The 26,834-nt window shown below is 27.7% G+C and carries 33 protein-coding genes and 1 riboswitch; of the genes, 2 read left to right on the forward strand and 31 right to left on the reverse strand.

Annotated elements, in window-relative coordinates; translation table 11 throughout:
• Position 1: 1 nt before the first annotated feature.
• From ybeY to prmA, 11 genes are all read right to left on the reverse strand, one after another.
• On the reverse strand, positions 2-460 hold the full coding sequence (ybeY, locus tag ACEXNK_RS11125) for an rRNA maturation RNase YbeY (protein ID WP_373598611.1): 459 nt from the start codon (positions 458-460) through the stop codon (positions 2-4).
• Between the two features lie 10 nt (positions 461-470).
• Positions 471-1,472 carry a PhoH family protein gene (locus tag ACEXNK_RS11130; protein WP_373598612.1) on the reverse strand — a complete coding sequence of 334 codons (1,002 nt, stop codon included), beginning with the start codon at positions 1,470-1,472 and terminating at the stop codon, positions 471-473.
• Between the two features lie 17 nt (positions 1,473-1,489).
• A complete protein-coding gene (gene yqfD, locus ACEXNK_RS11135) occupies positions 1,490-2,791 on the reverse strand; it encodes a sporulation protein YqfD (RefSeq protein WP_373598613.1) in 1,302 nt (433 codons plus the stop codon).
• A gap of 14 nt (positions 2,792-2,805) precedes the next feature.
• On the reverse strand, positions 2,806-3,042 hold the full coding sequence (locus ACEXNK_RS11140; protein WP_373598614.1) for a YabP/YqfC family sporulation protein: 237 nt from the start codon (positions 3,040-3,042) through the stop codon (positions 2,806-2,808).
• 169 nt (positions 3,043-3,211) lie between these two features.
• Positions 3,212-3,709: a TspO/MBR family protein gene (locus ACEXNK_RS11145; RefSeq protein WP_373598615.1), complete on the reverse strand. Its 498-nt coding sequence runs from the start codon at positions 3,707-3,709 to the stop codon at positions 3,212-3,214.
• Positions 3,710-3,845: 136 nt separating this feature from the next.
• Positions 3,846-4,289, reverse strand: a complete 444-nt coding sequence (locus ACEXNK_RS11150; protein WP_373598616.1) for a GatB/YqeY domain-containing protein — start codon at positions 4,287-4,289, stop codon at positions 3,846-3,848.
• Between the two features lie 26 nt (positions 4,290-4,315).
• Positions 4,316-4,495 carry a 30S ribosomal protein S21 gene (gene rpsU / locus ACEXNK_RS11155; protein WP_021125460.1) on the reverse strand — a complete coding sequence of 60 codons (180 nt, stop codon included), beginning with the start codon at positions 4,493-4,495 and terminating at the stop codon, positions 4,316-4,318.
• A 162-nt stretch (positions 4,496-4,657) separates the two neighbouring features.
• Positions 4,658-5,005: a histidine triad nucleotide-binding protein gene (locus ACEXNK_RS11160; protein WP_373598617.1), complete on the reverse strand. Its 348-nt coding sequence runs from the start codon at positions 5,003-5,005 to the stop codon at positions 4,658-4,660.
• A 40-nt stretch (positions 5,006-5,045) separates the two neighbouring features.
• On the reverse strand, positions 5,046-6,347 hold the full coding sequence (mtaB, locus tag ACEXNK_RS11165; protein WP_373598618.1) for a tRNA (N(6)-L-threonylcarbamoyladenosine(37)-C(2))-methylthiotransferase MtaB: 1,302 nt from the start codon (positions 6,345-6,347) through the stop codon (positions 5,046-5,048).
• Positions 6,347-7,099 carry a 16S rRNA (uracil(1498)-N(3))-methyltransferase gene (locus ACEXNK_RS11170; RefSeq protein ID WP_373598619.1) on the reverse strand — a complete coding sequence of 251 codons (753 nt, stop codon included), beginning with the start codon at positions 7,097-7,099 and terminating at the stop codon, positions 6,347-6,349. The genes mtaB and ACEXNK_RS11170 overlap by 1 nt, the downstream gene beginning before the upstream one ends.
• Positions 7,100-7,108: 9 nt before the next feature.
• A complete protein-coding gene (gene prmA, locus ACEXNK_RS11175; protein WP_373598620.1) occupies positions 7,109-8,050 on the reverse strand; it encodes a 50S ribosomal protein L11 methyltransferase in 942 nt (313 codons plus the stop codon).
• 232 nt (positions 8,051-8,282) lie between these two features.
• Here prmA and ACEXNK_RS11180 point away from each other — a divergent pair, with 232 nt between their 5' ends.
• Entirely contained in the window at positions 8,283-9,350 is a 1,068-nt protein-coding gene (locus ACEXNK_RS11180; RefSeq protein ID WP_373598621.1) for a TDT family transporter, read from the forward strand.
• Positions 9,351-9,417: 67 nt separating this feature from the next.
• Here ACEXNK_RS11180 and ACEXNK_RS11185 read toward each other — a convergent pair whose 3' ends face one another.
• From ACEXNK_RS11185 to ACEXNK_RS11250, 14 genes are all read right to left on the reverse strand, one after another.
• Positions 9,418-10,389, reverse strand: coding sequence for a DUF4003 family protein (locus ACEXNK_RS11185; protein WP_373598622.1), 972 nt, complete (start codon positions 10,387-10,389; stop codon positions 9,418-9,420).
• A gap of 39 nt (positions 10,390-10,428) precedes the next feature.
• Positions 10,429-10,947, reverse strand: a complete 519-nt coding sequence (locus ACEXNK_RS11190; RefSeq protein ID WP_373598623.1) for a GNAT family N-acetyltransferase — start codon at positions 10,945-10,947, stop codon at positions 10,429-10,431.
• Between the two features lie 112 nt (positions 10,948-11,059).
• Positions 11,060-11,797, reverse strand: a complete 738-nt coding sequence (locus ACEXNK_RS11195; protein WP_373598624.1) for a hypothetical protein — start codon at positions 11,795-11,797, stop codon at positions 11,060-11,062.
• Positions 11,797-12,114: a DUF1540 domain-containing protein gene (locus ACEXNK_RS11200; RefSeq protein WP_373598625.1), complete on the reverse strand. Its 318-nt coding sequence runs from the start codon at positions 12,112-12,114 to the stop codon at positions 11,797-11,799. Before ACEXNK_RS11200 ends, ACEXNK_RS11195 begins: the two co-directional genes overlap by 1 nt.
• A 96-nt stretch (positions 12,115-12,210) precedes the next feature.
• Positions 12,211-12,804, reverse strand: coding sequence for a phosphatase PAP2 family protein (locus ACEXNK_RS11205; protein ID WP_373598626.1), 594 nt, complete (start codon positions 12,802-12,804; stop codon positions 12,211-12,213).
• A 32-nt stretch (positions 12,805-12,836) separates the two neighbouring features.
• Positions 12,837-13,892, reverse strand: coding sequence for a DUF4003 family protein (locus ACEXNK_RS11210; protein WP_373598627.1), 1,056 nt, complete (start codon positions 13,890-13,892; stop codon positions 12,837-12,839).
• Positions 13,893-14,208: 316 nt separating this feature from the next.
• The gene (locus ACEXNK_RS11215) at positions 14,209-16,275 is read right to left on the reverse strand and encodes a methyl-accepting chemotaxis protein (RefSeq protein WP_373598628.1); all 2,067 of its coding nucleotides are present in this window, start codon (positions 16,273-16,275) and stop codon (positions 14,209-14,211) included.
• A gap of 192 nt (positions 16,276-16,467) precedes the next feature.
• Positions 16,468-16,547, reverse strand: a riboswitch (cyclic di-GMP riboswitch).
• A 96-nt stretch (positions 16,548-16,643) separates the two neighbouring features.
• Positions 16,644-16,928: a hypothetical protein gene (locus ACEXNK_RS11220; protein WP_373598629.1), complete on the reverse strand. Its 285-nt coding sequence runs from the start codon at positions 16,926-16,928 to the stop codon at positions 16,644-16,646.
• A 10-nt stretch (positions 16,929-16,938) separates the two neighbouring features.
• A complete protein-coding gene (locus ACEXNK_RS11225) occupies positions 16,939-17,985 on the reverse strand; it encodes a DUF4003 family protein (RefSeq protein ID WP_373598630.1) in 1,047 nt (348 codons plus the stop codon).
• A gap of 42 nt (positions 17,986-18,027) precedes the next feature.
• The gene (locus ACEXNK_RS11230; protein WP_373598631.1) at positions 18,028-18,270 is read right to left on the reverse strand and encodes a hypothetical protein; all 243 of its coding nucleotides are present in this window, start codon (positions 18,268-18,270) and stop codon (positions 18,028-18,030) included.
• 266 nt (positions 18,271-18,536) lie between these two features.
• Positions 18,537-19,310 (reverse strand): TSUP family transporter, encoded by a 774-nt coding sequence (locus ACEXNK_RS11235; RefSeq protein ID WP_373598632.1) that lies wholly within the window; start codon positions 19,308-19,310, stop codon positions 18,537-18,539.
• Positions 19,311-19,324: 14 nt separating this feature from the next.
• Positions 19,325-19,663 (reverse strand): DsrE family protein, encoded by a 339-nt coding sequence (locus tag ACEXNK_RS11240; protein ID WP_373598633.1) that lies wholly within the window; start codon positions 19,661-19,663, stop codon positions 19,325-19,327.
• A 252-nt stretch (positions 19,664-19,915) separates the two neighbouring features.
• Entirely contained in the window at positions 19,916-20,593 is a 678-nt protein-coding gene (locus ACEXNK_RS11245) for an MgtC/SapB family protein (RefSeq protein ID WP_373598634.1), read from the reverse strand.
• A gap of 78 nt (positions 20,594-20,671) precedes the next feature.
• Complete coding sequence (locus ACEXNK_RS11250) at positions 20,672-21,448, reverse strand: hypothetical protein (RefSeq protein ID WP_373598635.1); 777 nt, start codon at positions 21,446-21,448, stop codon at positions 20,672-20,674.
• 162 nt (positions 21,449-21,610) lie between these two features.
• On the opposite strand from ACEXNK_RS11250, the gene ACEXNK_RS11255 reads away from it, so the two are divergent.
• Positions 21,611-21,778, forward strand: coding sequence for a hypothetical protein (locus ACEXNK_RS11255; RefSeq protein ID WP_373598636.1), 168 nt, complete (start codon positions 21,611-21,613; stop codon positions 21,776-21,778).
• A gap of 22 nt (positions 21,779-21,800) precedes the next feature.
• Here the strand turns inward: ACEXNK_RS11255 and ACEXNK_RS11260 are convergent, their stop codons facing one another.
• The 6 genes from ACEXNK_RS11260 to ACEXNK_RS11285 all read right to left on the reverse strand — a co-directional run bounded on the left by ACEXNK_RS11260 (position 21,801) and on the right by ACEXNK_RS11285 (position 26,767).
• Complete coding sequence (locus ACEXNK_RS11260) at positions 21,801-22,436, reverse strand: GyrI-like domain-containing protein (protein WP_373598637.1); 636 nt, start codon at positions 22,434-22,436, stop codon at positions 21,801-21,803.
• 221 nt (positions 22,437-22,657) lie between these two features.
• Positions 22,658-23,713, reverse strand: a complete 1,056-nt coding sequence (locus ACEXNK_RS11265) for an ABC transporter substrate-binding protein (protein ID WP_373598638.1) — start codon at positions 23,711-23,713, stop codon at positions 22,658-22,660.
• Between the two features lie 168 nt (positions 23,714-23,881).
• Positions 23,882-25,192 carry a S41 family peptidase gene (locus tag ACEXNK_RS11270; protein WP_373598639.1) on the reverse strand — a complete coding sequence of 437 codons (1,311 nt, stop codon included), beginning with the start codon at positions 25,190-25,192 and terminating at the stop codon, positions 23,882-23,884.
• Positions 25,193-25,243: 51 nt separating this feature from the next.
• Positions 25,244-25,588 (reverse strand): hypothetical protein, encoded by a 345-nt coding sequence (locus ACEXNK_RS11275; protein WP_373598640.1) that lies wholly within the window; start codon positions 25,586-25,588, stop codon positions 25,244-25,246.
• Positions 25,589-25,635: 47 nt separating this feature from the next.
• The gene (locus ACEXNK_RS11280) at positions 25,636-26,073 is read right to left on the reverse strand and encodes a hypothetical protein (protein ID WP_373598641.1); all 438 of its coding nucleotides are present in this window, start codon (positions 26,071-26,073) and stop codon (positions 25,636-25,638) included.
• Positions 26,074-26,479: 406 nt separating this feature from the next.
• Complete coding sequence (locus tag ACEXNK_RS11285; RefSeq protein ID WP_373598642.1) at positions 26,480-26,767, reverse strand: hypothetical protein; 288 nt, start codon at positions 26,765-26,767, stop codon at positions 26,480-26,482.
• Positions 26,768-26,834: the final 67 nt, after the last annotated feature.

The following is a 26,834-nucleotide window of genomic DNA, read 5'->3' on the forward strand; positions in this document are numbered from 1 at the left end:
TTTACTCCCTTGTTATATTAAGCTTATTAAGTACGGCTTCTTCTCTTTTTCTCATATCTTTAGTATTTTCTTCTGTATCATGGTCATATCCTAATAAGTGGAACATACTGTGACATACTAAAAAGCATACTTCTCTTTCAAAGCTGTGATTATATTCTTCACTTTGTTCTAATGCTCTTTCTAGCGATATAACTATATCACCTAAAGATTCTTCTTCTATTTCAATATCAAATTCATCAGTTAAAAGAGGGAATGATAAAACATCTGTTGCTCTGTCTACTCCTCTGTATTCTCTGTTTAATTCATGTATCTCTTCGTTGTCAACAAAAGATAAACTTACCTCATAGTTATCATCGTATCCTTCATAATATAAACATTCTACTACTATATCATGAATTTTCTCTAAAAGTTCTTGTTTTACTTTTATTTTATCTTGTCTGTCATCTAATATAATTTCCATAATGCATCTCCTATTTTCTTCTTCTGTTTCTTTCGTCATTAGACGTTTTGTTTAACTCTTGTTGTTCATCAAATTTTTCATATGCCTTTATTATTCTTTGAACTAACTCATGTCTTACAACGTCTTTTTCTGTAAATTTATTTATACCAACACCATCTACATCTTTTAATACATGCATGGCTTGTATAAGTCCGCTTTTAGTTTTGCTTGGTAAGTCTATTTGAGTTAAGTCTCCTGTAACTACGGCCTTAGACCCAAATCCAAGTCTTGTTAAAAACATCTTCATTTGCTCTGGAGTTGTATTTTGTGCTTCATCTAATATGATAAATGCGTTATCTAATGTTCTACCTCTCATAAAAGCTAGTGGTGCTACTTCTATTATACCTCTTTCTAGGTATTTAGCACACTTTTCATCACCTAACATGTCAAATAATGCATCATATAAAGGTCTTAAGTATGGATCAACTTTATCTTTCATATCTCCTGGTAAGAATCCTAAACTTTCACCTGCTTCAACAGCAGGTCTAGTTAATATAATTCTATTTACTTCATCTTTTTTAAATGCTCTAACTGCCATAGCTACTGCAAGATAAGTTTTACCAGTTCCAGCAGGTCCAACTCCTAATGTTATATCATTATTCCTAATAAGGTTTAAGTAATGCTTTTGCCCTAATGTTTTTGGCTTTACTTCTTTCCCTTTTTTAGTTACTGCTATAACGTCTTCTAATTCCTCTAATCTTTCTTCATTACCTTCTTCTAATAATCCTATCGCATAGGTAATACTTTGTTTATCTAAAGTCTTTCCTTTTTGGAAATTTTTATATAGCTCATTTATAAATTCTATAGTTTTATCTACATTCTTAGTTTGCCCTATTAAAACTATGTTACCTTCTCTTAAAATTACATCTACATTTAAACTACTTTCTATAATCTGTATATTTTCATCAAAATTGCCAAATAGTTCTCTTTCAAATCTATCATCTGTTATTTCAAAGCTCTTTTGTACTATCAATTTTTGCCTCCTTAGATTCATGATGTTGATTCTTCTTTTTTGTCTTTATCCTTTTCTTCTTTATCTTTATTCATATCCTCAAAATCATTTCTTATATCATTTATAGGTCTTTTATCAGGATTTGAAGGAACTTCACTTTCCTCTTTATCCTCATTTTCTTGTTTTATAAGTTCTTCGGCTTCTGATTTACTTAATGAATGAACCTTAGCTATATTTTCTAACGTTTCTACAGTTACTATGTATTCTAATTTATCATCTTTTAATTTATATTGATGTTTAACATCTTTATATCTAGCATCTACTGGTATTTTATACTCTAAATCCTTAAGTGCTTTTTGCTTTAAACTTTCCTTAACTTCTTCTTTATCTTGCTTAACTTCTTTTATATTAACTTCGTGGAAAGTACTTGCTTTTATTTTTAATGGAAAAGTATAATCACCTAATTTTAGCTGATAATCTTTATTTTCGATTTCATAATTTTTGTAATCTATACTTCTTCTAAATGTATATTTTTTATCATAAAAGCTTAAAGTATATACAGTCTTTTTGTTTCCTGTTCTTACTTTCGTTTGTTCTATGTAATTTGCAGTTTGCTTAGATTCATAAAAGGTAACCGCCCAAACTTCTGGGATAGATTTTGTATTAGCTCCTGAAACCAATACATCTCCTTCTCTAACTATATCTCCAACATTAGCTACTTGATTCCCACTTCTTGGTATTACTTTATCTATTATACCATTTTTCTTGGCAATTACATTACAATAATTCGTTTCTTTTTTCTCCTTTAAAGATTCATCTTTTTTTGTTACTGTAACAAATATGTTCGTTCCCTTAACATTTATAGATACATACGCTATATCATCAAACTCGCCCATAATATAGTCACGAACTTCTTTTCTATCTATACTTTTTTTATAAACTCCAGGTTTGACTCCAGCCTTTTCTAGTTCTTTTCTTACCGAAGTCTTATCTATTCCTTCTGGTGCTTGAATATACACATCAGTAACAAATAGCGATGTACTCATCAATAAAAATAATGATACTATAGCACAAATCCACATTCCTTTGTGTCTATATATTTTTCTTGCTAAAAAAGGCAATCCCATCTTTTGTTTTACCTTCACATCAAATTTATTGCTTCTGTATATATTTTTTAACTTTCTTATGTCTTTTCTATCTACCTTAAACTCAATTTTAGTATTTGATAACCTTTTTACATCATATATATTAACTTGGTTTCTTATAAGAGTATTTAATAATTTTTCTGTATTTAACCCCTCTACAGTTATCACATAGTATCCCCTAATATAACTTATCAAAAGTAACTCCCCCTCTATGTAGTGTATTCTACACTATATATAATTCCTTTTATTCCGATTTCCGTATCCGTAATATATTTTAAATACAGCTTATCCCCACATACTTTTACTGTATTTACTTTTGTTTTTATTTTTATTAAGTTTACATCGTATTCCAAAATAGACTTATAATTTTCTATGTTTATAAATGTATTGCTAAGTATTGTTACCGTTGGTTGATTAACTTGTAAATCAGTTGGAACTTCTATCATAAAACTACCCCCTTAGTATATTCTATGTCCCATTATAGTTTTAATTACTTTTATCAATAAGTAAGCCATATATAATACTATGTTTAAGACATGAATTTGGAGACTTTTATTTAGGATTTTTTCACTTTTCAAAAAAAATAAAGCCAAGCTGGCTTTTATTTTCTTTATACTATCTATTTATTGACCATATAACATAATTTAAAAAGAATGCATAAAATAGCCAAGCTAAATATGGTAAATTCAAATAAGCTGCTCTTTTATCAACCTTTGCAAATTTAATTATCATTGCTGTAACTACAAGTATCATTAATCCTATAACAACTAAAGCTGTAAATCTAAGACCCACTCCAAAGAATAATATAGACCATATAAAGTTAAGTCCTAATTGTAAGTAATAGTAAAACATTCCATCTCTTACTTTAAGATTTTCTCTTCCTTGTTTTGTTATTAAATAGGCTGATACACCCATTAGTATGTATAATATAGTCCACACTATAGGAAATATATATGATGGTGGAAAAAATCCTGGTTTTATAAGTTCTGCGTAATAAGCACTAGAAGTTGTATTGCTTATAAACTCAGCTATATGACTACTCAAAAAGCCTATTATGAGAGGTATACATACACTTATTATAAAATTTTTAATTTCTTTAGTAGATATGATCAATCAATTCACCCTTCCTTTATCCTTTATTTAATTTATAAATATGTACAAACATAAAATATTATTACTACTTTTAGGACAAAGTAAACACTTTTTTTAAACGCAAAAAACCTAGAGCATATACTCTAGGTTTTTTTATCTATTGTAAGTTAGATTTAACTAACTCGTTTATCATTTTTCCGTCAGCTCTACCTTTTGTTTTCGGCTTTATAGCTGCCATGATCTTACCCATATCTTTCATAGAAGTAGCTCCTACTTCAGATATAGTTTCTTTTACTATCTCGTTTAATTCTTCTTTGCTCAGCTGTTGAGGTAGGTATTCCATTAATACTTCAATCTCAGCTTCAGCCTCTTGAACTAAATCATCTCTTGATGCTTTAGCAAATTCAGTCATTGCATCTCTACGTTGCTTTAACTGTTTTGTTATTACATCTATAATAGCGTCATCATCAAGTTCTTCTCTAGTATCAACTTCTTGCTGTTTGATTGCAGCTCTTATTAAAGTAACAACAGATTTTTTAACTGTGTCTTTGTTTTTCATAGCAAGTTTTAAGTCTTCTTGCAACTTTGCTTTAAGGGACATATCCCTTCACCTCTTATCTACAAAAATTATTTCTTAGCGTTTTTTCTTCTTGCAGCTTCAGCTTTTTTCTTACGTCTTACGCTTGGCTTATCATAGTGTTCTCTTTTTCTTACTTCAGACATTATGCCAGACATAGCACATGAACGCTTAAATCTTCTTAAAGCGCTGTCTAATGTTTCGTTTTCTCTTACTCTTACTTCTGACATTCTTTTTCCCTCCCTCCGATAGCGCAAATTATGCTGGGACTGTAACTCGATTATATCTGCACAATATGCATTACAACCTCACACTTTGTTTATTATAAACTAATCTTTTTATTTTTTCAAGTATTTTTGTGAATAATCCATTAATTTTTTAATTTATATAAACTATTTCTCAGCATCGTACCAATCTAATTTTTTTCCAGCTAATACATGATAATGAATATGCTTAACCTCTTGGCAACCGTCATTTCCACAGTTGTTTATTATTCTAAATCCAGTCTCATCATATCCTTTTTCTTTAACTATTTTATTAATTATATTATGAATATGTGCTATTATTTCCATATTTTCTTCATCTATATCTAATATAGACTCATAGTGCTTTTTAGGTATCACTAAAACATGAAGTGGAGCAACTGGGTTTATATCATTAAAAGCTAAAACTTTATCATCTTCATAAACTTTACTTGATGGTATTTCTCCATTTATTATCTTACAAAATATACAGCTCATAACTACACCTCCCATCTATAAGACTTATTATTTCTACATATTATACTAAAATTCCTTCTACGTATTCATCTTTTACGTCAGATATTTTAGTTTTTAGTATTTTACCATGAATATCTTCATTACTTTCTACAACTACTCTTATATAGTTAGGTGTTAAACCTTCGTATTTATTTGATTCTACATTTTGTTCAAATAATACTTCAAACTCGTCTCCTATAAATCTAGTTGCAAATTCATTGAAGTTTTGTTTGTTTAATGCTATTAACTTATCACTTCTTAATTGTTTCATTTGCGGATCTATTTGGTTTTCCATTGTAGCTGCAGGTGTTCCTTTTCTTGGAGAATATTTAAACACATGCATTTGTGAAAGTTTAATGTCACTTAAGAATTTATAAGTTTGATTAAACTCATCATTAGTTTCTCCAGGGAACCCTACTATTACATCTGTAGTTATTGCCACATTAGGCATTTTTTCTCTTAATTTATCAACTATTTCCTTGTATTCTTTTGTAGTATATCTTCTGTTCATTCTCTTTAAAGTTTCATCACATCCACTTTGTAGTGATAAATGATAATGAGGACATACTTTTGGCATTTTAGAAACTTCATCTATAAACTCATCTGTCATTAATACAGGCTCTACAGAACTTAATCTTATTCTTTTCACGCCTTCTATTTCATTTATAGCTTTTATAACGCTTAATAAATTAACTTCAGCATCCTTTACATCTTTTCCATAAGATGCAACGTGAATACCTGTTAAAACTATTTCTGTGTATCCATTATCAGCTAGTTTTTTAGCTTCATTTACTACACTTTCTAAATCTCTACTTCTTACTTTTCCACCTCTAGCGTAAGGTATTATACAGTAAGAACAGAATCTATCGCATCCATCTTGTATTTTCATAAATGCTCTAGTTCTTCCATTAGCTTGATTTATTTCTATTTCTTCAAAAGCTCTTACTTTCATTATATCGTCAACTGTACTAGCTTTTTTAGAAGCGTCAAGTTTCTTTATTTCTTCAACTATTTGTCTTCTTTCGTTAGTTCCCATTACTAAGTTTACTTCTTCTATTTCAAGTATTTCTTCTGGAGAAACTTGAGAATAGCATCCAACAACAGCTATTATAGCGTCTGGGTTTTTCTTTTTCATTCTTCTTATATATTGACGTGATTTTCTATCACTCATATGTGTTACTGTACATGTATTTATAACATAAACATCAGCAAATTCTTCGCTGTCTACTTGAGTGTATCCATCTTTTTTGAACATCTCAAGCATAGCTTCTGTTTCATATTGATTTACTTTACATCCTAAAGTATAAAAAGCTACCTTTTTCACTATGCATTTCCTCCTAAGTCGCTTAATTCATATAACACTATAGAAGAGGCCACAAGTGATGCCGTTTCAGTCCTTAGTATTCTTGGTCCAAGAGATACTGACTGTCCACCTATTTCTTCTATAGCTTGTATTTCAGTATCTTCAAATCCACCTTCTGGACCTACGAAAATACCTATGTTATTTATGTCTAAACCTTTTATAGCTTGTTTAATCGATTTAGTTCTTTCGTTTTCGTATGGTGCTATATTAAAGTCATTTTCTTTCATATCAGCTAAAGCTTCTTTAAAACTTAAAACACCTCTTAATGTAGGTATTTTACCACGCTTACTTTGCTTAGCTGCTTCGTATATTATTCTTTCCCATCTTTCGATTTTCTTGTCTTCTTTTTTGTTATCTACTTTAACTACAGTTCTTTTAGTCTCAACTAGTATTATTTCGTCTACTCCTACTTCTGTTAGTTTTTGTAGTATCATTTCCATTTTTGGACCTTTTGGAAGACCTTGATATACTTTTATTTTTAAGTCCGATTCTCTTTTTATATCGACACGCTCTAATATATTTAATTCTACTTGAGACTTATCTATATTAGTTATTTCGCATATATACTCATTATTGTCGTTATCGCATATTTCTAAGTTTTCTCCAATTCTACATCTTAAAACTTTAGATATGTGCTTAACATCTTCACCTTCGATTAAACAAGTATTGTTTTCTAGGTTTACATTTTTCTTTTCTACAAAAAATCTATCCATGAAGTTCACCTACTTTGCTATTTTAGATACTATAGCGTTCCATTCACCTAAAGATTCTACATGTACTATTTCTAGTCCATTTTCTACTAAAGCTTCTTTAACTTCGTCAACTTTAGCGTGTATTATACCTGAAGATATGAATACTGCATCATCTTTCATGAAGTTTTTGATATCTTTTGCTAAAAGTTTTATTATATCAGCTATTATGTTAGCTACTACTATGTCAGCTTTATCCTTAACAACTTCCATTAAGTTTCCGTGAAGAGCTGTTACGTTAGCTTCAACTTTGTTTAACTCTATATTTTCTTTAGATACTTTTACTGCTACTTCATCTAAGTCTACTGCTAATACTTCTTTAGCTCCAAGTTTTGCAGCAGCTATACCAAGTATTCCACTTCCGCATCCTATATCAAATACTTTAGATTCTGGCTTAACGTATTTTTCTAACTCTCTTATACACATACTTGTAGTTTCGTGAGTTCCTGTTCCAAATGCCATACCTGGATCTAACTCTATTATTAAGTCAGAATCTTTAGCTTCATATTCTTCCCAAGTAGGTTTTACTACTATTTTTTCACCTATCTTAGTTGGCTTGTAGTAGTTTTTCCACTCATTAGCCCAATCTTCTTCATCAACTTGAGAAAGTTCTACTATAGCTTCTCCTATATCTATTCCGAACTCTTTTAAACCTTCTATTTTTTCTTTTATTAATTTAATATCATCCGTAACGTCTCTTTCTTCAGTTATGTAAGTTTTTATTATAACTCCGTCATATCCACTGTTAAATATTTCTTCTTCAACAAAGTCCCAGTCGTATTCATTTTTCTTTTGGAATTTGAAGTCCTTAGGATCTTCTATAGATACTCCACCTACATTTTGTTCATATAATATATTAGTTATGGCTTCAACTGCTTCAGTTGTTGTTTTAATAGTTATTTCTGCCCATTTCATTTATGTACACGCTCCTTTTAAAATTGCTATTTTCCGTAAATTTTATTATATCATATTTAGTATTGTCTTTTAAAATATTCTTTTATACTTTTTAACTCCTATTTTATATAATAGAATCCGATTACTATTAATTTTTTTAATGATTTTTATAATATATTCAAATTGTTTTGTATACAAAATACTGTTTTGGATATTATATTTCAGTGTATTAAACTATCAGGAGGTGTTTTTAATGAACTCATTATTAAAAAAATTAGAGAATTATCCAATAGGTATATGTGGTACTTCACTTGCATTCATAACTTTAAGCAATTGTTGGTTAATAAATGGAATAAAATTTTTAAAACCAATTTCAATAATCTTTGCTATTTGTGCTTTATCGCTTATGTTATTAAGAATCGTGCTATATCCTAAGAAAATTTTAGAGGAACTAAAAAATCCAGTGTTAGGAAGTTTTTATCCTACAATTGATATGGCAGGTTTGTTAATAGCATCATATTTCTTAGATGTGGCTCCTACATTTGCTAAAGCATTATGGCTTTTATGCATAGCTATACACTTAATTTTATTTGTTGTATTTTTAGGCTTTAGATTTAAGAATTTTAAAGTTACAGATATGGTTCCAAGTTGGTTTGTAATTTTAATAGGAGTTGTTGTTGCTTGTGCATCAAGTACAGGAATGGGATACCCAGTTTTAGCTAAGTATTTATTCTATTTTGGATTTTTCTGGTATGTTGTAGCATGGCCAGTTATGCTTTATAGAGTTTATAAATGTGAAAAGATAGAAGAACATAAGCTTCCAACTATAGGTGTTATGGCTGCCCCTGCAAGTCTTTGTATTGTTGGTTATATAACTTCATTTGAAAATCCAAACCCATATGTATTAGGATTTTTAATAATAACTTCTTTATTTAATTTAGTTTTAGTTTATACTTATATAACTGAGTTTATTAGAAAAGGATTTAAACCAATATATGCAGCACTTACCTTCCCATTAGCTATTAGTGTTTTAGCAATGTATAAAACTAGTGCTTATGTTAATGGATTAGGTTTTAATGGTAGTGTATTTAAACTTTTAGGTGATATGGAAATTTTCATTGCAACTTATGTTATATTCTATGTGCTTAATAACTTTATTAAATTATTCTTAGCTGCTATAAATCCTAACTTAAGTAAATCATTTGAATCAAATGAAGGTTTACTTGGTCAAACTATAGGAGAAGAATCTCTTGATGATGATGAAGTTGAAGATGAATTTGATGATTATAAATCTGATATAGAAGATAAAATAGAAAAATAGAAATTTAAATAAGCTATATTAAAAGTTATAGAATTAATTAAAATAACTTTTGATATAGCTTATTTTTTTAACTAGGACAGTTATTTACAACTATAGTATTTGTCGTTGCTACATTCACTGCCATATCCATAATATAATCAATATTATCTATTACATCTGTTACTATATAGTTGCTTTTATCGATTCCTTCTATATATTTTGATATTACAATTATAATTGCAGCCATATTTCTATATTTATCTACTAATACGAAATCTCCATAACCTTTATATTCTTTTAACTTTTTAGATGTATTCTTTGATTCATTTATAATAGATTTTATATCATCAGTTTCTAATAATGCCATTACTCCTATTAATGGATAGCCATATTCATGTAGCTTAAATTTATTTATGTCTAATTCTTTTTTTATATTAGTACAACTATCCCAAATACGCCTTTTATTACTTTGAGAAAGTATATATGCTAAACTTTGTATTGTACTATTTTTATTAAATCCATTTTCTACTAAATACTCATAAGCATTTTGCATATCTAGTAAACTTTTACTAATATCTTTAGAATTTATAGCTATTTCACATGCAATTCTATAGTCATCTATAGCTGTCAAACTAGAGTTACTTTGTCTTATAGCTTCGTGTATAAGTTTTACTTTATCTATACATTCATCTATATCAATTTTTTCTTGATTTTCAAATATGGTGTTGGCTGTTAGTGCCAATGAATCGCTAGAGTAAAATTTCTTTTTTCTTAGCTTTTTATGTATATCTATTATATGTTCTAAACTTATTCTTGGATTTTGTTGAAATGATAATACTATAGCTGTATTTACTGAGCTATTGCCTCTAAAATCTGAAAATATCGATGTGTTTTCTCTTATGAGTTTTAATCCTTCATTTACTTTTTTAGGTTCTATAATTTTGCCTTGTACTGTATATTTAAGTGCGCATCCATGTAATATTAATCCCATCCAAGATGCAACCTTTATGTTCCTAAGTGCTGAATAGTTCTTTGTCAAAGTGTTTATCTTCTGTTCCATACCAGTCCCCCTACTAGTAATTTAAAATCATTATTCAGTCTAGTTTTTAATTAGTTTTTTGTTATATCTACCCATTATTATTTCATCTACATACTCCCCATTTTTTATAGCAGCATATTTTTTTATTCCTTCTTTTTCAAAGCCTAAAGATTCATATAGTCTTAAAGCTTTTTCATTGTGAGGATAAACTCCTAATTCAACTCTAACTAACATAAGCCAATTGTCAGCTAAATCTAGTAAGGCTTCCATTAATTTTCTACCTATACCCTTGCTTTGATAATCTGTATGAACACTTATACCTATACCTGCACTGTGTCTTATTCTTGGAGATGTATTTACATTCATACTCGCAAGACCTACTACTTTTTTATTACCATTTTCATTTACCTCAGCTACAAATACATGAGTGTTTGCATCTAAGTTCTCTGTGTGCTTTAAAGTTGAACTTAATCTTAAACTACTTATAGCCAAAGTATTTTCCATTACATCTTTCATTCTTCTAAGTTCATGTATATCCTTTGAATCTTCTGGTTTTACTGGTCTTATTATAAATTCCATTAAAATCCCCCCATTTAACTTTATATAAGTATAGTTCATATCTAGTATTTTTTCTTTGTATTAATAAATTTTTATATATAATTTTAAAAATAAAAGTGTGTTGATTTATAAATTAATCAAAGTCTATAGCTATGTTTTTATCTAATACTAAAGTGTAAATTTCCTTTAAACTTTCTTCTCTTCCTGCTTTCAATTCATATGCTCCATAGTTTTTTATAAAAGTTTCAGTATCATTTAATTTAAGTAAGTTTTCTAATTCATAGCTTTTTTCATATATACTAAATATCTTATCTAAAGTTTCTAAATACATATCTTCTATAAATATAATTTTTTTAGCTTTTGGTTTTTTACTTTTAAATTTTCTTAGTCTGTCTATAGATATATACTTATTTAATTTCTTTACGTTTTTTATATAACCTTCTCTTGTGAAAGTTGGTCTTACATTATATTTTTTATAAAAATTATAAGTTTTCTCTATTCCACCAATATCATATAAATATTTTAGAGTTTCTATTTCTACCTTGTGTAAAGACTTATAAATATATCCATCTATACCTTCTCCAAACTCTTTTAATATATGATACTTACCCTCTTTATATTGTGCTAATATCCATTTGTTTTCTATATATGAATCTAAATTATAAAGTTCACAATGTTTTTTTCCTTTAGATTCAAAGTTCCAGTGGTCTGATATTCTTAGACTTCCTTCTGGTTTATGTTCCCAGGATATATCATCTGTATCATAATAAGTTTGGCTATATGGACTTTTATGTATTTTCTTAAATTTTTTTATTTCTTCATCAACCTCTATAGGTTTTATTTTTGATTTTATAGGAACTAAAATTTTCATTATAATATTCTATAGTTAGGTGTGAAAGTTTCACAACTACCTGTTCTATCATTAATTTTTAATTCTCTAGCTTTACACATCTTAGAGTTATGGTGCTCACAATTTTTAGCAGTACATCTTACAGCAACAGTTTCAGATAAGTAATCATTTAGTTGGCTTTGAAATGATTTATTTTCACCTTTTTCATAAGTTTTACATCTTGCTTCTGAAGTTGTCATTGCTGATGGATTTCCTATAAGTATACTTCCAGCTTGGCATTTTAAATTTTTATTATATACACATTCATCTGCATAACAAGTCAATATTTTTTCTTCCATTTTTTCATCTCCTGTTATTTATTTTCTATTAGATTTTCCATATATCCATCTACATATACAAAAAAATAAGGAGTACCAAATCGGTACCCCTTATTTTTATCTATGTTTCTTCTTTACTAAACCTTTTAGTATAGGCGTTCTTTTTTCTATATTAAAATACAAGTTTCTAAATTTAGTACTTAAATATTTATTGTATAAATAGCTTGTTATAACCGCTATTACATAAGAACCTAGTACATGTTGCGGATAGTGATGCCCTACATATACTCTAGATATTCCCATTAATACAGATAAAATTATCATTATCGTTCCTAGTATTTTGCTATATTTATTTAATCCTAAAGCAATACTCATACTAGCTAGTGAATGGTCACTTGGAAATGATGAATTTGCTTCATGTGGATATAATAAAGTTGCTCCTTTATCTTTTACAAAAGGTCTTGGAGCATAGAATATATGACCTAATATAAACGATAATATCATATTTAAGAATGTAAATATTACTGTGTTTACAGCTACTTCTCTAGCTTTTCTATTTTTTGTTATAATCCCGACAACATATAATAAAACCACTACTAGTGCAAATATTATAGGTAGCTTTTGTGAGCTAAATAGCATTATATTGTCTAGTATATCATTTCGTCCTGCTACTGAATTTATTATTTCAAATATTGTGTCCCAAAAACTCATTTTATTTAAGCCTCCTACAACCTTATACCTAATTAAATATCCTTAGAAGCTACTAAAATTGAACTGGCTGCTGATGACATAATAGATATGTCTATGCCTTGACTTATGCTTTTTATAGACTTTTTACTAAAAGCATATTCCATTTTCATGTCACAATGATATTTAGATAATACTAACCCTATAGCTATAATGTTTCTATATTCTTCTTTTAAGTAAACTTCATTGCACAAATCATATTTTTTTAATTTTTCTAAAAATGCTTTGATTTCATTTATCAATTTACTAATATCATCTATGTCAATAAGTGATAGTCCTCCTAATATAGGTAATCCTGAATCAATTATTTTTATACCAGCTTTTTCTATAGCTTCTTTTAATTTTATAAATTTATCTACAGCTTTTAAATCTTTACTAAATGAAAGTACGTATGAAAGGCTCTTAAGTGTATTGCTGCTTTTTAATATATTTTTACTTAAATTTTCATATATTTTTTCTACAGACTTTAAATCTTCATCTATACGTTCTGAGTTTGATGCGATTAAATATACAAGAGTATAATCATCTAAAGATTCTCTAAATGCACCTTTATTTTTTATATTTTCATAAATATATTTCATTTTTTCTATACTTTTAATAATACTACTATGTTTTTTATTTTCAAATATTTTATTTGCTATAAATATTAATAATTGATTTTCTTCACAATTATTTTTGTTTAGATTATCATATATATCTATTATTTCTCCTAAACTTTCTTTAGGATTTTTTGTATTTGATATGGCTATAGCTGTATTTATTAAGCTACTACCTCTAAAGTTTGAATTTTCAAGTGTATTTTCCTTTATTGTCTTTATACTATCATTTATCTTATTACAATCAATACATATACCTCTAAGTGTACATGTAAGCGCATATATATATAATGTGCTTTTGTCTTTGCATATACCTTTGATATTTCTCAACTTTTCATAATTTTTCAATAAAAAATTTATTCGGTGTTCTCTTTCTAATTCTATATACATATTTTCTTCAATGTCGTTTGTGCATCCTAATTTATGATTTACAAGTATATCAATTTTTTTTATCATCCTTAATTTGCCTTCCTATTTTATGTTTTACCTTAACATTATTAAGTACAAGATGAATTTTTTATTTAGGTACTATTTTATAGTTATAATTTACATTAATCAAACTCTTGCAACAATCCCCAAAAAAGAATTTTATAATAAATTTGCTAAAATTAAAAGTCCATTAGGCAAATTGGATAATTATGGATTGTTTAAATTGCATATTATTGCATATTAATATAGGGCTATCTCAAAATAAATATATAATGGTATATTTTTCCCCCATAATTAAACTCTATTTCGAGATAGCCCCTTTTTAATACTTATCTATTTATTTTTAAAATTCTTCATTCTCAAATGATATTTCATTATTTTTATAATTATCATGTCCGTCTTTTAACTTAAATTGTCCTATAAGGTCTTTTAGCATTTGAGCTTGACTTGATAATTCCTCACTTGCAGCAGCACTTTCTTCAGCCGTTGCTGAGTTTGTTTGTACAACTACTGATATTTGATCAACACCTGTGTTTACTTGGTTGATATGTTCAGCTTGTTCGTTACTTGCATCTGCAATATATTGTATAACTTCTGCTGAACTCTTAGCTCCTTCAACTACCTCTTCAAGTGATTTAGCTGTTTCTGAAACAATTATTGTTCCATTTTCTATTGCTTTAAGAGATTTTTCAATTAACTCTGCTGTATCTTTTGCACTTTCTGCTGATTTTGCTGCAAGGTTTCTAACCTCATCTGCAACTACTGCAAATCCTTTACCAGCTTCTCCTGCACGAGCTGCTTCTACAGCTGCATTAAGAGCTAATATATTAGTTTGGAAAGCTATATCATCTATGTTTTTGATTATGTTTCCTATTTCATTTGAAGTATTGCTTATTTCATCCATTGCTGCAATCATTTCTTGCATTTGTGCCTTACCTTTATCTGTTGCTACACTTGATTTAACAGATATATCTTTTGCTTTTATTGCATTTTGAGCAGTTTGTTGTATTTGGTCTGATACTTCATTTATAGTTGCTGAAAGTTCTTGTATAGAACTAGCTTGCTCTGTAGCCCCTTGAGAAAGCATTTGTGCACCTTCTGATAATTGGTATGAACCAATTGCAACTTGATCTCCTGCCATATTTATTTGAGTTAAAGTATGGTTTAATCCATCTACTATTTTGTTTACTGCTGTTAACATAGGTTCAAAGTCATTTACAAATAAACTATTTAATCTCTCATTATCTGTTTCAACATCTAAGTTTCCTTCACTAATTTGAGTTAATATGTTAGTTAATGTGCTTATCATATCTCTGAAATCATTAACTATTGTATCTGTAGCTCCTGCAACTAACCCTATTTCATTATCTTCATTAACTTCAGGTACTTCTGATTCTAAATCTCCTTCAGCTAACTTTCTTAATCTTTCACTACATTGTTTTAGTGGGTTAGCTATTTTATTAGAGAATCTTATAGCTGCTATAAATGCTATAACTGTAAATAATATAGCTAATATAACAGTTATTATTATAGATTTATACATTTCTCCTAAGAAGTCAGCTTTATTTATCATTACAGCTACACCCCAACCATCACTATCTTGTACTGGAGCATATCCTAATATCCAATCTTGATCGTGTAAGCTAACGTCAATTGATCCTGTTTCTCCATTTATAACTGCTTTGCATGCATCTGCAAAAGGTACTAATTCAGCTTCTGACTCTGATTCTTTTATAATATTTTCTTTAGTTATAAGCTCTTTATTTTTATGAGCTATAGTTGTTCCATCTCTATTTATAAGATAAGCATAACTGTTTCCACTTATTTTTATATTTTCAACTATTTTGTTTAAGAAATCTTTATCTGCATCAAAAGTTACAACTCCTACTACTTTACTACCTTGTACTCCATTTTCCCAAATAGGTGCTGCAACTACAAGTGCAAGTTCTCCTGTTACCTTACTTAATACTGGAGAACTCATATATGTTTTCCCTTCCATACCAATTTTAAAATAATCTCTACCTGAGTAGTCTTTTCCACTGAAAAGATCTTTACCATCTGCATAAATTATTTGTCCAAGTGATACTCCATATAATTTCTCTTGTCTAGTTATGATACTTTGTTTTTCTTCTACACTTACTTTAGGATCTGATATTTCTTTTATAATCCCTGTTTGAACTGCTGCATTTTTTAAGTTTGTAATTTTTTGAGAAGCTATTTCTCCAGCTTGTTTTGTTACCTCTACAGCAGAACCGCTTAATATAGAGTTTGCAGATTTGTAGTTTAAGTAACTTGCTACTGCTCCTAAAGTTAAACAACTTATAACTGCTAAACTAACTATTATTAGTATAAGTTTAGTTTTTATACTTTTCTCTCTGTCCTTACTTTTTAGTCCAATTTTAAATTTCATTTTTACTTATCTCCCGTTATTTTTTAATAAGAACTGCCCTTGTCCTCACTAAGTTTCTACATTTATCCTAATTAATTATTTTATACCCTGTTTTAGTAATACATTTGTTTTCGTAATACCATTCAATAAACCTCCTATAACTAAATAAAAGAGCATCACAATTACATGTTGACGCTCTTTTTAAGATCAAATTTATGCAACTGGCTAACTTTTTTCAAAAAGTCCCTATAGCTTTGCGTCGCCGGATCACTCCGGGTTTGCCTATTAAGTTTTATACAATCCTATATTATCGGTAATTAAAAAATAATCTTAAGCAATTTGTTAAATTTTTATAAAAATTTGGTAATTAAAAAAGGAGTAACATTTCGTTACTCCTTTTTTCTACTATCAAATATAATTGCTATTGGAAGTGTTACACCTTGAAAAATACTTATAGCTTCTTCTGGTACATCCATAAAACTAGATACAATAATATATATTACAATAGTCGCAAATACCGTACTCATTATGTAAAATCCATTTTTATTTGCAATTTCAAATCTACTTTTTAGCTTAGAATCTATTTTATCTATTATTAAATATTTTTTATTTAAATTTTCTAATACTAAATAAGTTATAAGATATGCAATTGTCATATAGAAAATTCTAATCATTTTTATCCCCTTAATTTGTAACTGTTACTAATATCGCACTTGTAGTTGCTGCCATTATAGCTATGTTAATAGCTTGATTTATATCTTCTATTACTTTGTTTATAAGCATAGTATCCATGTTTAATTTTGATTTGTATCTAGTTGCAACTATACTTATAGCTATCATATTTCTATATGCTTCTCCTATCCCAAAGCTTCCGTATCCAGAGTGTTTTTTTAGTTCATTTGATACCATATCTATTTCTTTTACCATTTTATCCATATCTTTTATATTAAGTAGTGCTAATGCTCCTATTATTGGATATCCCGCTTCTGCAACTTTTATCCCATTATTTTTAAGAGCTTCCTTTATTTCTATGCATCTACCCCAATCTTTTTCATCTTTACTAAATGAAAGTACATGAGATAAACTTTGTAGTGTGTTTCCTTTGTAGAAACCATTATTATTTAAATATGTATATATCTCTTCAATTCTTTCTAAGTTGTTATCTATATCTTTTGAGTTTGTAGCTATCATGTAAGCACTTATGTAATCATCTGTAGATGTTAAGAATGGATGATTTTTTCTCATACTTTCATATACGTATTTCATTTTATCTATACAAGTATCAACATTCATATTGTGTTGATTTTCAAACATTTTAGCAGATACTAATATTGAAGATTCTCCATAAGAGAATTTATTTCTTTTAAGTTTTTCATATATTTCTACGATTTCATCTAGACTTTCTTTTGGATTTATTTGATTTGCCAATACTTTAGCTGTGTTTACTATACTTTGTCCTCTAAATGATGAAAATACAGATGTATTTTCTTTTATTGTTTCTATACATTTTTCTAATCTATCTTTATCTACACTTTTTCCTTCTACTGTGTATGAAAGTGCATATCCTTGAAGTATTATTCCTGATACGTACACTCCATTTGTTTCTTTTAAAGTGTTATAGTTGTTTACTAATAATTTCGTTTTACGATATAAGTCTAAATCTGTATATTCAAGACTTTCTTGTATTTCTTGGTGTTCATCATTTAATATTTCAATTATCTTTTTTATCAAATTTTTTCCCCCTAAAATTATAAATTTATATATACTAACATTTTATTTTCTAACTTTTATTATAGTTTCTACAACATATCCTAATCCAAGACCTAAGAAGCTACCTACTGATATCAATTCTAGATTATCTAATATAAGTCCCATACTGGTTCCAATTAACATACCACTTACCATCAAGTTTATCGATATGCTATTATCTTCGGATATTTTGTTTCCTTCTTTATAGGTCTTTTTATCCAACTTTATCTTACTTAGTGGTATTTTATCTTTTTTGTTATTTTTCAATCTATTCACTCCAAATACTTTAATTACTTAAATAGTAGCACATTTTTTATTTAATTGTTGGAAATTGGACTAAGATTTAATTTTATGGGATTAAGATATGATATTTAACACAAAAAGAGATATCTAATTACGGGGGGGATACTTATGATAAATATGTAAATTTTAATATATAAAAGCGGCAAGGTACCTTTATATATTTTTAAAGTCTATATATTAATCATAAATTAAGTAATTTTAGATATCTCTCTATATAATAAAAATACAATTTATCTAAATATATTGTATATATTTAGCATAACTATTCCTACAAGGACTGTATCAAATATTCTAATTATATTTTTTTCTGATATAGATTTATTTAGTCTATATCCTATAAGTCCTCCAGCAATTCCCCCTATAAGCATTACTGGCAAGCTTTGTAGGTTGTAGCTAGAGAATCCTGTTGTAAGTGCTATTGATAGAATTTTTGATCCTTGTGAGAAAAATATTACAATTATTGAATTTCTTGCAGCTTCACTTGCTGACATAGAAAATAATACTGTAAATACTGCTACATTAATTGGACCTCCTCCTATTCCTAAGAATGCTGATATAGATCCTAGAAGTAGTCCAACAAGTCCTATTAATAATGTATTTTTCATGTTGTAAGTTTTTATTTTGTCTTTGTTTTTCATGTAAATAAAAACTAATAGTAATATTATTATTAACATAATACTTTGAGCGTTATTTATAACACTCATTTTTATGTTGCTATCTTGTAAAATATCCATTATTTTTTGCCCTAATACTCCACCAATAATAGAGCTTATTGCTATAGTTAGCATGCTTTTAACATTTATTTTGCTTTTGTTTTTTACTTGATAAATTACATTAACTATAGACATAACAAATATTGTAGCTGATGATAATAGGTTTACAGTAGGTAGAGGGTAGTTACTTATTGCATCTAATGCAGGTTTAATTATTACTCCTCCGCCTATTCCAGCAGCTGATCCTATTATTGTTGAAATAACTGCGATGAAAAAATATAAAATTTGCATAGTTTATATCCTTTTTATGGTTTTATGTAATGGAATCCTTCACTTTGTTTTTGTGCAAGCTCCATTACTCCTGCTGGAACAACTTTTACAAATTCACAAAGTTCTTCATTGCTTATGTCTAGTTTTTTTAAGGTGTTGTTACATGCTGTAAATACTACCCCTTTTTCGCTAAGTTCTTTTAGTAGTTCATACTCTTTTAGTACCTTAGCTTTTTCTTTTGTATAGTTGATTATAGCTTCCCCATGTACCAACATTTCTAACTCAACATTTGGATCTAAGTTTAATAGGTTTTGTATGTTTCCTATTGCCATGTGCCATCTGTTTAGTTCATTAACATGTAATATAATTTTCATAAATCATTACCCCAATCTTTATTGAACTTATATATTTATATATATCGATTGCACTTAATCCAAAAAATGATTATTTAGTTATATCATGTTTCTCGAGCAAGTCATCGATAATTTAAGATAATTCTACCACTTTGAAAAATGATTTTCCAATAGTAATATTTAATGCTTGTTATTAGTTTTTTTAATATATAATTCGCTAAATATAAAAAACTAGAATCGCTTCTAGTTTTTTATATTTATGCCTATGTAATTTTATATTTGACTAACCGATACTACACTATCGTTTTCAATAAATGTACTAACTACTTCATTTACTCCTATTAATTTAGATTTGCTTAGCGTGTAAATACATTCATTTTCATTTAAAACTTCTATGTTTTCTATTTTTACTTGAGATTCATCAATAGATTCTTTTATCTCTTTTATAGCCTCACTTTTATCTTTATACTTAATTTTTAATTTCATATTACTAGCTTTTATTATAAATTTTTCTTCTATTTTTTTAAGTACCACAAGTACTGTTATTATACTAAGTCCACCTATTATACTTATCCTATAAAATCCTACACCTATAGCTATTCCGATACAGGCTACCGACCATATCGATGCTGCGGTTGTTAATCCTCTTACAGAACCTTTTGTTTTTATAATTGTTCCTGCTCCTAAAAATCCAATTCCTGATATTACTTGTCCGATAAATCTACCATCATTTATTTTTATTGCACTTGCTAGTTCTGGAGTTTTTGTAATTTCACTTATAGCTAGTTGTCCTAGTTCTACTTGAATCAATCCTGCAATAGTTGCTCCTAAACAAACTAATGCATGAGTTCTAAATCCTGCCGATACATTCTCTCGCTCTCTGTTGTATCCTATTGTTCCACCGATTAGTATTGATAGTAAAATTCTTATTATTATATCCTGTAAACTCATAAAACCGCTCCAATCAATTTTTCTTAAATTCAATTAGTTTATACATACCCATAATTTTAGATTTACAACTTTAATTCCCTACTCTTTTAAGTAACTATACAATTGTTCTAAAAAATATGGTTGCTTTAATTTTTCCGTTGAAATCGCCCATTCATATTTTCTTCTTTTTAATTCTTCTATATATGAAGCTTTAAATGTATTTACATATTCTTGTTCACATTCATCATCTACTTCTTTTCTTTCATCCATAAATTCATTTAAACTTTTTTCTTTTAATTCATTTAAAATTGTATTTGTACTTTCTTCAAGCCTTTCATCCAAATCAATTTTTATATACTCTATTAATCCTAATATATTAAATTGCTCTCTTGAAATTGGTTCTTCATTCTGTTTTAGGTGTTTTCTCAATTCATTAATTAAGTCATTTAAATGATTTTTTGTATATAAATATGAAAAATCTTCTTCTTTATCTTTAATGTTCTTTTTAACTACTAAAATCTCTCTATACTCTCCACCTATGCCCTTTAAAGCATTTTTAGTTATACTGATAGCATCCATAGTGTATCCTCTATTAGATATATCGTCTATAAAGCTTTTATATACTTTCATAAACTCATAAGTTAAAAGTCCAAATCTTAATTTTTTACCTTCCATTTCTTCAATATCTTTTTTTACTTCTTGTTTTAATAAATAGATATCAAATAAACCTTGTAATTCATCTAAAGAAATTTCTTCATTAATTTCTTTTATATTCATCATTAAACCAATTAAGTATTTCATTAATTCAGGCTTATTTTTTTCTACGTTTTTTCCATTTAAGTTTTTTACAAGTTCATATAACTTTTTATATTCCATAATAATCATCCTTTAACATTTAATCTCTTTCAAAATATTACCATATACATTATTAAGTGTTTTGATTTTGGACTAAAATGCTCTTTTAAGGCACTATTATTTAAATTTTACAACTCCATAATATGGTAAAATAATACTTACTAAAAGCTAGGAGGTGTTTTTTTGTCTATATCAATTGAGTTTTTCTTTCAATTAATAAATATAGTTTTATTAATATTAATCCCATTTCTTATATATAGTTTTATCAAGAAATGTAAGCAAAGAAGGACATTATTAGAGAGTAAAGTTTGTGAACTAGAAGATAGAGTTAATAATTTAGAAAATAATTAAGGAGTACCAAAACGGTACTCCTTTATTTTTGTACATTATTTTTTTCGACTCTATATCTTAATACAGTTTTTAACTTTTCTGGTGCTGTTTTTCTAAAATCTGATATATAGATTTCTCTATGAGCTTTACTTTTTATAGTTAAGTTGTTTTCTTCACAGAATTTTTCCATAACTTCAAAAGTTTTAGCTTCTTCATCAAAGCTACCTATATGCATTATTTGAACGCACATACCTTCTTCAATAGTCACAAACTCTACTTCGTCTAATAATTTATTTTCTTTTTTACTTTTAGCAATTCTTATTCCTTCTTCAAATATTTCATCACTTATAAAGTTCGGTTGTCTAATCATTATAGTGTATACTAACTCGTCTTTATCAAATATATTTTTTTCTTTGGCTTCCTCGGTTAAATCCCATATTCCTTCTAGAGGGTAAACCACGTAATCAGTATAACCTTCAGGAGTTTCACCTTTTTTTAGCATCATTTTTATAGCATAGGCTATTGAGTAAAGAGTTCCTACTCTTTCTTGGAATTCTTCACTATTTGGATTTCCTGCTCCTTTTATTTGTATAAATTTAAACTCTTCTACATCTACTATTTCAGGTTTAGCTTTTGGTATATAATAATTTTTTTCTTTTTTTCTCCACTCGTGTTTCATTAATTTCTCCCTTCATTATCTTCAAGTATTACTATTTGTTCTTGATTTAATTTAATAGATATTTATATTATAGTTTATTTTATATCTACTTATCATCTAATCCTTAAACAAAAATTTCACTTTACTTTAGCCACTACGTGTCCAAACCACTTCATGTTGCCAACAACTTCGTCCGTTGATCAAAAAAAGAAAAGCTAATTTACTAGCTTTTCCTTTTTGTCTTAGTTACTTGATTTTATGTTTATCCATGCGTCGTCGTATAGTCTTTTTACATCCTTTGGTAAGTCTTTGTAGATTTCACATCTATCCATTATTTCCTTTGGCATATATGCATTAGGATTATTTCTAACTTTTTCTGGTTGTTCTAATCTAGCTTCTTTATTTGGTGTTGTATATCCTATTTCGTCTGCTATTCTTAAAGCACTTTCTTTATCACTTACAAAGTTTATAAACTTCTCAGCACCTTCAACATTTTTAGCATTGTGAGGTATGCATAAACTATCAATCCAGAAGTTTGCTCCTTCTTTTGGAACTACATATTCTAAGTTAGGATATTCATCTTGAAGGTTTAATCCTTCTCCTGACCAAATCATATTTATATCAGATTCGCCTGCTGGAATCATTTGTGTTCCATTGTCTACTCCATATATAGGATTTATTGTTTTTCTTTGTTCTATTAATAGGTTTTTAGCTGCTTCTATTTCCTTAGGATTTTCTGAGTTTAAAGAGTATCCTAATTTCTTTAAAGCTGCTCCTATAGTATCTCTATATGTATCAAACATAAATACCTTATCTTTATATTTTTCATCCCATAATATGTCCCAGCTATCTACTTTTTCTTTTACTACATCTTTGTTGTAGATTAGTCCTACTGTTCCAAACATATAAGGAACTGAATATTTGTTACCTGGGTCTATTTCTAGATTTAGGTAAGCATCATCCATTTGTTTTATATTAGGTATTTTGTCTTTGTTGATTTCTTGAACAAGATCTTCTTTAATCATTCTTGGAAGTAAAAGGTCAGATACTAAGATAACATCATAGCTTAGTCCACTTCTACTAACTTTTTGATACATTGTTTCCATCTCGTCAAAAGTTTCAACGTTAACTTTTATACCGTATTCTTTTTCAAATTCTTTTATAGTTTCTTCGTCTATGTTTTCACCATAGTTAAGGAAACTTATTTCTTCAGTAGATTTTTTGTCACACCCTACAAAAAGTAATGAAACCATTACTATACAAAATGATAAACTTAATAATTTAAATATTTTTTTCATACTACAACCCTTTCTATATATTATGTGGATTAGGTATATACCCCAAATTGATATTTTACAATCCAATTTCTATTATATATTATTATCAATTAATTTCCTAAGTTATCCATAATTTTATTTGAGTAAAAAGTCGCTTATCTTGAATATAAAAAATAGAAGCTTTCGCTCCTATTTATTATTTATATATTCATAACAATCATCTATTCCCTGCATATAGGCATCAAAGCTTTGTATTATTTCTACATCAGGTTTCACTCCACCTACGTGCCCCTTTTTATTTTCTATAAACATATAAGGATGTTTAATCTTTAATTTTGAATTAGGTAATGCTATACTTTCGCCTTCTGTACCAAAGTAATTTACATTTCCCCCAGTTTCTTCACCTATCACTTTTACTCCCATATCATTTTGTAGCCTCCATGCTAAATCAGCAGCGGCTGAAGCAGTGTTTTTATCAGTTATAACATATATATTTTCTTTTTCTACATCAATTCTGTATTTTAAATCATGTGCAATAAAATCTATAAGTCCAGTACTTCCACCTGGGTTATGCCTTATGTCTACAACTAATTTTTCAGGTTTTTTATTGTTTATTTCTTCTATGAATTTATTGTGAAAATCATAGTAGTTAGGAAGTTCTTTTTTGTTTATATGAGCTACACTGGGTAATTGATTAGTAAGTATTTTACTAAGTTTAAAATATAAAACATTGTCTTCTTCAAAAAACTTATACCAATAAAAATCATTTGAATCATTTACTTTTTCACTTATTTTACTTTCCTTTTTATTTATATCTACATAATCTATGTCTGCATTTTTAATAGCTTTCATTTTTACAACTACTTTTTCTTGCTTGGAATTTTCAAATAAGTATTCAACTTCTTTATTGTCTACTATTTCTAAAAATCTTAAATACTCATATATATTTGAATACTCTTTGCCTAGTCCTTTTGCAAATTGAGAGTTATCATAAGGCATAATTTTAGATACTTTTTCTATAACTTCTTCTATAGACGTGTTGTTTATAGCTAATAATTTATAACCTAATATATCTTTGTATTCATTTCCACAAGCTATAACCCTTATTCCATCTTCAAAGTATTCTAGATTAATTGGAAATTCAACTATTTCTTTTCTATCTATTTTTTCATTTCCTACAGGTGCAAGTAAATTTAGTATGTGTATACTGGTGTGTGAGTCTTTCATAGATGATACTATTTGTGAAATTCTTAAAGCTATATCTACATCTGATAATTTTCTTACATCTGATTTTAGTTCTTTTATACTTTCATCCCAAGTTTCTTCGTCTAAATATATAAATGGGTCTGGATGATTTAGTTTCATTTGTTCGTCAAAATAATTTATGTCTTCTATCCACTGTTTATTTGATAATACTTTTTCAGTGTCTTTAGTATTTGTACAGCCTGTTATAACTAAAGTTGAGAATATCAAAAACATAATTAAAATTGTTTTTCTCATACATCCTCCAAATCAAAGTAAGGTTATCAAAGCTTAACTTAAAATTTCCTTCTACACCTTAAAGTGATATTTATTTTTAACAATTTTACTACCTATCATTTCAGTTAGTTTGGCTAAGGATAAGATAACTACTATTTCAACTAGCCACATATTTATACTTAGATAATCAAATACACAAAGACCTAAAGTTACTACTACAACTATTGATGTAGATGCTATACCCTTAGCTTTAAGGTATCTTTTGTAATCATTGATATCACTTTGGTAGTAATCACCTTTTTCTTTAGCTTCTTGTATATATTTATCTAATTGTTTATTGAAAATAAATTTTTTTAACAATAAGTAATATAATATCCAAGCTATTATAAGAAATACACCTTGCCAAAACGAAATCATAAAGTTCCCTCCATTTTCTAATTTTAATATATTTATATTAATTTTTATCAGTTTGTTTCATTTGTATTTTCAGTAAAATTTAATGAATATTCTCCACATGAAATAATCAATGTATTCTCCTGTGTATTATCTGCGTATTTAGTAATACTTTTTCCTATATAACCTTTTTGATTATTATCAAATTTCACTTCATATATAGTCGTGTTAATTTGTGGAGATTCCTCGATTATTTTACATTTCCCAATCCATTCTTCACCTGTATCTTTATCCGTAATAGTGATAGAAGAATTTTCTAGTGTGCAAACAATGTTTTTGATAGTCGCATTTAAATAATTATCTTTATTTTCATTTGAGCAATAAATAACAGCTCCCCCACTACCTTGAATGGATTGCATATTCCAATTTGTTTTCTCATTAGCTCTACTACATCCACTTATACAAGTTAAAAAAACAAATAGTATAATAACTATAGTTAACTTTTTCATTAAATTCTCTCTCCCATTTACTCTATATATTTTATTCTATATATCTATAACTAATCATAATCCATACTATGTAAATACAAATAAAAGTAGCAAATCCTAGTATGAAATATATTATAGGTTTTATGTTTTCATTCTTCTTTTTCATAAAATCATATTCCTCCTTATTCCCTAAAGTTAATTAATTATTGATTTTGTTTTTGTTGCTTAATTATATATTTCTAATTAACATTCATAGTATATATAAATATTAATCACATAAGTAACATCTAATTTAAAATGTATAATGACAATAAATCAAGGGGTAACAAATCGTTACCCCTTAGTTTTTTCTATTTCCATCTTTATCAAAATTTTTACATAGAGCTATTTCTGTAAATTGTACACTAACCAAAGTTCTTTTTTGTATTTATTTTGTTAAGCAAATAATTTGTGCAATTACCCAAATTATTATTAGAAATACTGTTAATAATACCCTGGCTTTTTCTTTACATGATAAATATCTATACTCATTTGATGTTTCATTAAATGTTGTTACTTCTGGGAATATTAGTCTAAGTAAAAATAATAAACTTATAGGAACTCCTATTATAGCAATTGAAATTTGAAACCCTACATGTGATTGAGTTAAAAAACTTACTAAACTAGCACAGATTAAAATTATTGAAAATAAACATCTTTTTAATGTAATACCCATACTACATTACCCCTTTTATGTAAATTTATTTCTAATTATATTTTACTCTATAAACCCAGTATTAAAT

Source organism: Paraclostridium bifermentans (assembly GCF_964259345.1).
Taxonomy (GTDB): domain Bacteria; phylum Bacillota; class Clostridia; order Peptostreptococcales; family Peptostreptococcaceae; genus Paraclostridium; species Paraclostridium bifermentans_B.

Excerpts from the sequence above, each read along its gene's own strand:
- ybeY (WP_373598611.1), bottom strand. The coding sequence starts at position 460 with ATGGAAATTATATTAGATGACAGACAAGATAAAATAAAAGTAAAACAA.
- ACEXNK_RS11140 (WP_373598614.1), bottom strand. The coding sequence starts at position 3,042 with ATGATAGAAGTTCCAACTGATTTACAAGTTAATCAACCAACGGTAACA.
- ACEXNK_RS11150 (WP_373598616.1), bottom strand. The coding sequence starts at position 4,289 with ATGTCCCTTAAAGCAAAGTTGCAAGAAGACTTAAAACTTGCTATGAAA.
- rpsU (WP_021125460.1), bottom strand. The coding sequence starts at position 4,495 with ATGTCAGAAGTAAGAGTAAGAGAAAACGAAACATTAGACAGCGCTTTA.
- ACEXNK_RS11160 (WP_373598617.1), bottom strand. The coding sequence starts at position 5,005 with ATGAGCTGTATATTTTGTAAGATAATAAATGGAGAAATACCATCAAGT.
- ACEXNK_RS11170 (WP_373598619.1), bottom strand. The coding sequence starts at position 7,099 with ATGGATAGATTTTTTGTAGAAAAGAAAAATGTAAACCTAGAAAACAAT.
- prmA (WP_373598620.1), bottom strand. The coding sequence starts at position 8,050 with ATGAAATGGGCAGAAATAACTATTAAAACAACAACTGAAGCAGTTGAA.
- ACEXNK_RS11180 (WP_373598621.1), top strand. The coding sequence starts at position 8,283 with ATGAACTCATTATTAAAAAAATTAGAGAATTATCCAATAGGTATATGT.
- ACEXNK_RS11185 (WP_373598622.1), bottom strand. The coding sequence starts at position 10,389 with ATGGAACAGAAGATAAACACTTTGACAAAGAACTATTCAGCACTTAGG.
- ACEXNK_RS11190 (WP_373598623.1), bottom strand. The coding sequence starts at position 10,947 with ATGGAATTTATAATAAGACCAGTAAAACCAGAAGATTCAAAGGATATA.
- ACEXNK_RS11195 (WP_373598624.1), bottom strand. The coding sequence starts at position 11,797 with ATGAAAATTTTAGTTCCTATAAAATCAAAAATAAAACCTATAGAGGTT.
- ACEXNK_RS11200 (WP_373598625.1), bottom strand. The coding sequence starts at position 12,114 with ATGGAAGAAAAAATATTGACTTGTTATGCAGATGAATGTGTATATAAT.
- ACEXNK_RS11205 (WP_373598626.1), bottom strand. The coding sequence starts at position 12,804 with ATGAGTTTTTGGGACACAATATTTGAAATAATAAATTCAGTAGCAGGA.
- ACEXNK_RS11210 (WP_373598627.1), bottom strand. The coding sequence starts at position 13,892 with ATGATAAAAAAAATTGATATACTTGTAAATCATAAATTAGGATGCACA.
- ACEXNK_RS11215 (WP_373598628.1), bottom strand. The coding sequence starts at position 16,275 with ATGAAATTTAAAATTGGACTAAAAAGTAAGGACAGAGAGAAAAGTATA.
- ACEXNK_RS11220 (WP_373598629.1), bottom strand. The coding sequence starts at position 16,928 with ATGATTAGAATTTTCTATATGACAATTGCATATCTTATAACTTATTTA.
- ACEXNK_RS11235 (WP_373598632.1), bottom strand. The coding sequence starts at position 19,310 with ATGCAAATTTTATATTTTTTCATCGCAGTTATTTCAACAATAATAGGA.
- ACEXNK_RS11240 (WP_373598633.1), bottom strand. The coding sequence starts at position 19,663 with ATGAAAATTATATTACATGTTAATGAACTAAACAGATGGCACATGGCA.
- ACEXNK_RS11245 (WP_373598634.1), bottom strand. The coding sequence starts at position 20,593 with ATGAGTTTACAGGATATAATAATAAGAATTTTACTATCAATACTAATC.
- ACEXNK_RS11250 (WP_373598635.1), bottom strand. The coding sequence starts at position 21,448 with ATGGAATATAAAAAGTTATATGAACTTGTAAAAAACTTAAATGGAAAA.
- ACEXNK_RS11260 (WP_373598637.1), bottom strand. The coding sequence starts at position 22,436 with ATGAAACACGAGTGGAGAAAAAAAGAAAAAAATTATTATATACCAAAA.
- ACEXNK_RS11265 (WP_373598638.1), bottom strand. The coding sequence starts at position 23,713 with ATGAAAAAAATATTTAAATTATTAAGTTTATCATTTTGTATAGTAATG.
- ACEXNK_RS11270 (WP_373598639.1), bottom strand. The coding sequence starts at position 25,192 with ATGAGAAAAACAATTTTAATTATGTTTTTGATATTCTCAACTTTAGTT.
- ACEXNK_RS11275 (WP_373598640.1), bottom strand. The coding sequence starts at position 25,588 with ATGATTTCGTTTTGGCAAGGTGTATTTCTTATAATAGCTTGGATATTA.
- ACEXNK_RS11280 (WP_373598641.1), bottom strand. The coding sequence starts at position 26,073 with ATGAAAAAGTTAACTATAGTTATTATACTATTTGTTTTTTTAACTTGT.
- ACEXNK_RS11285 (WP_373598642.1), bottom strand. The coding sequence starts at position 26,767 with ATGGGTATTACATTAAAAAGATGTTTATTTTCAATAATTTTAATCTGT.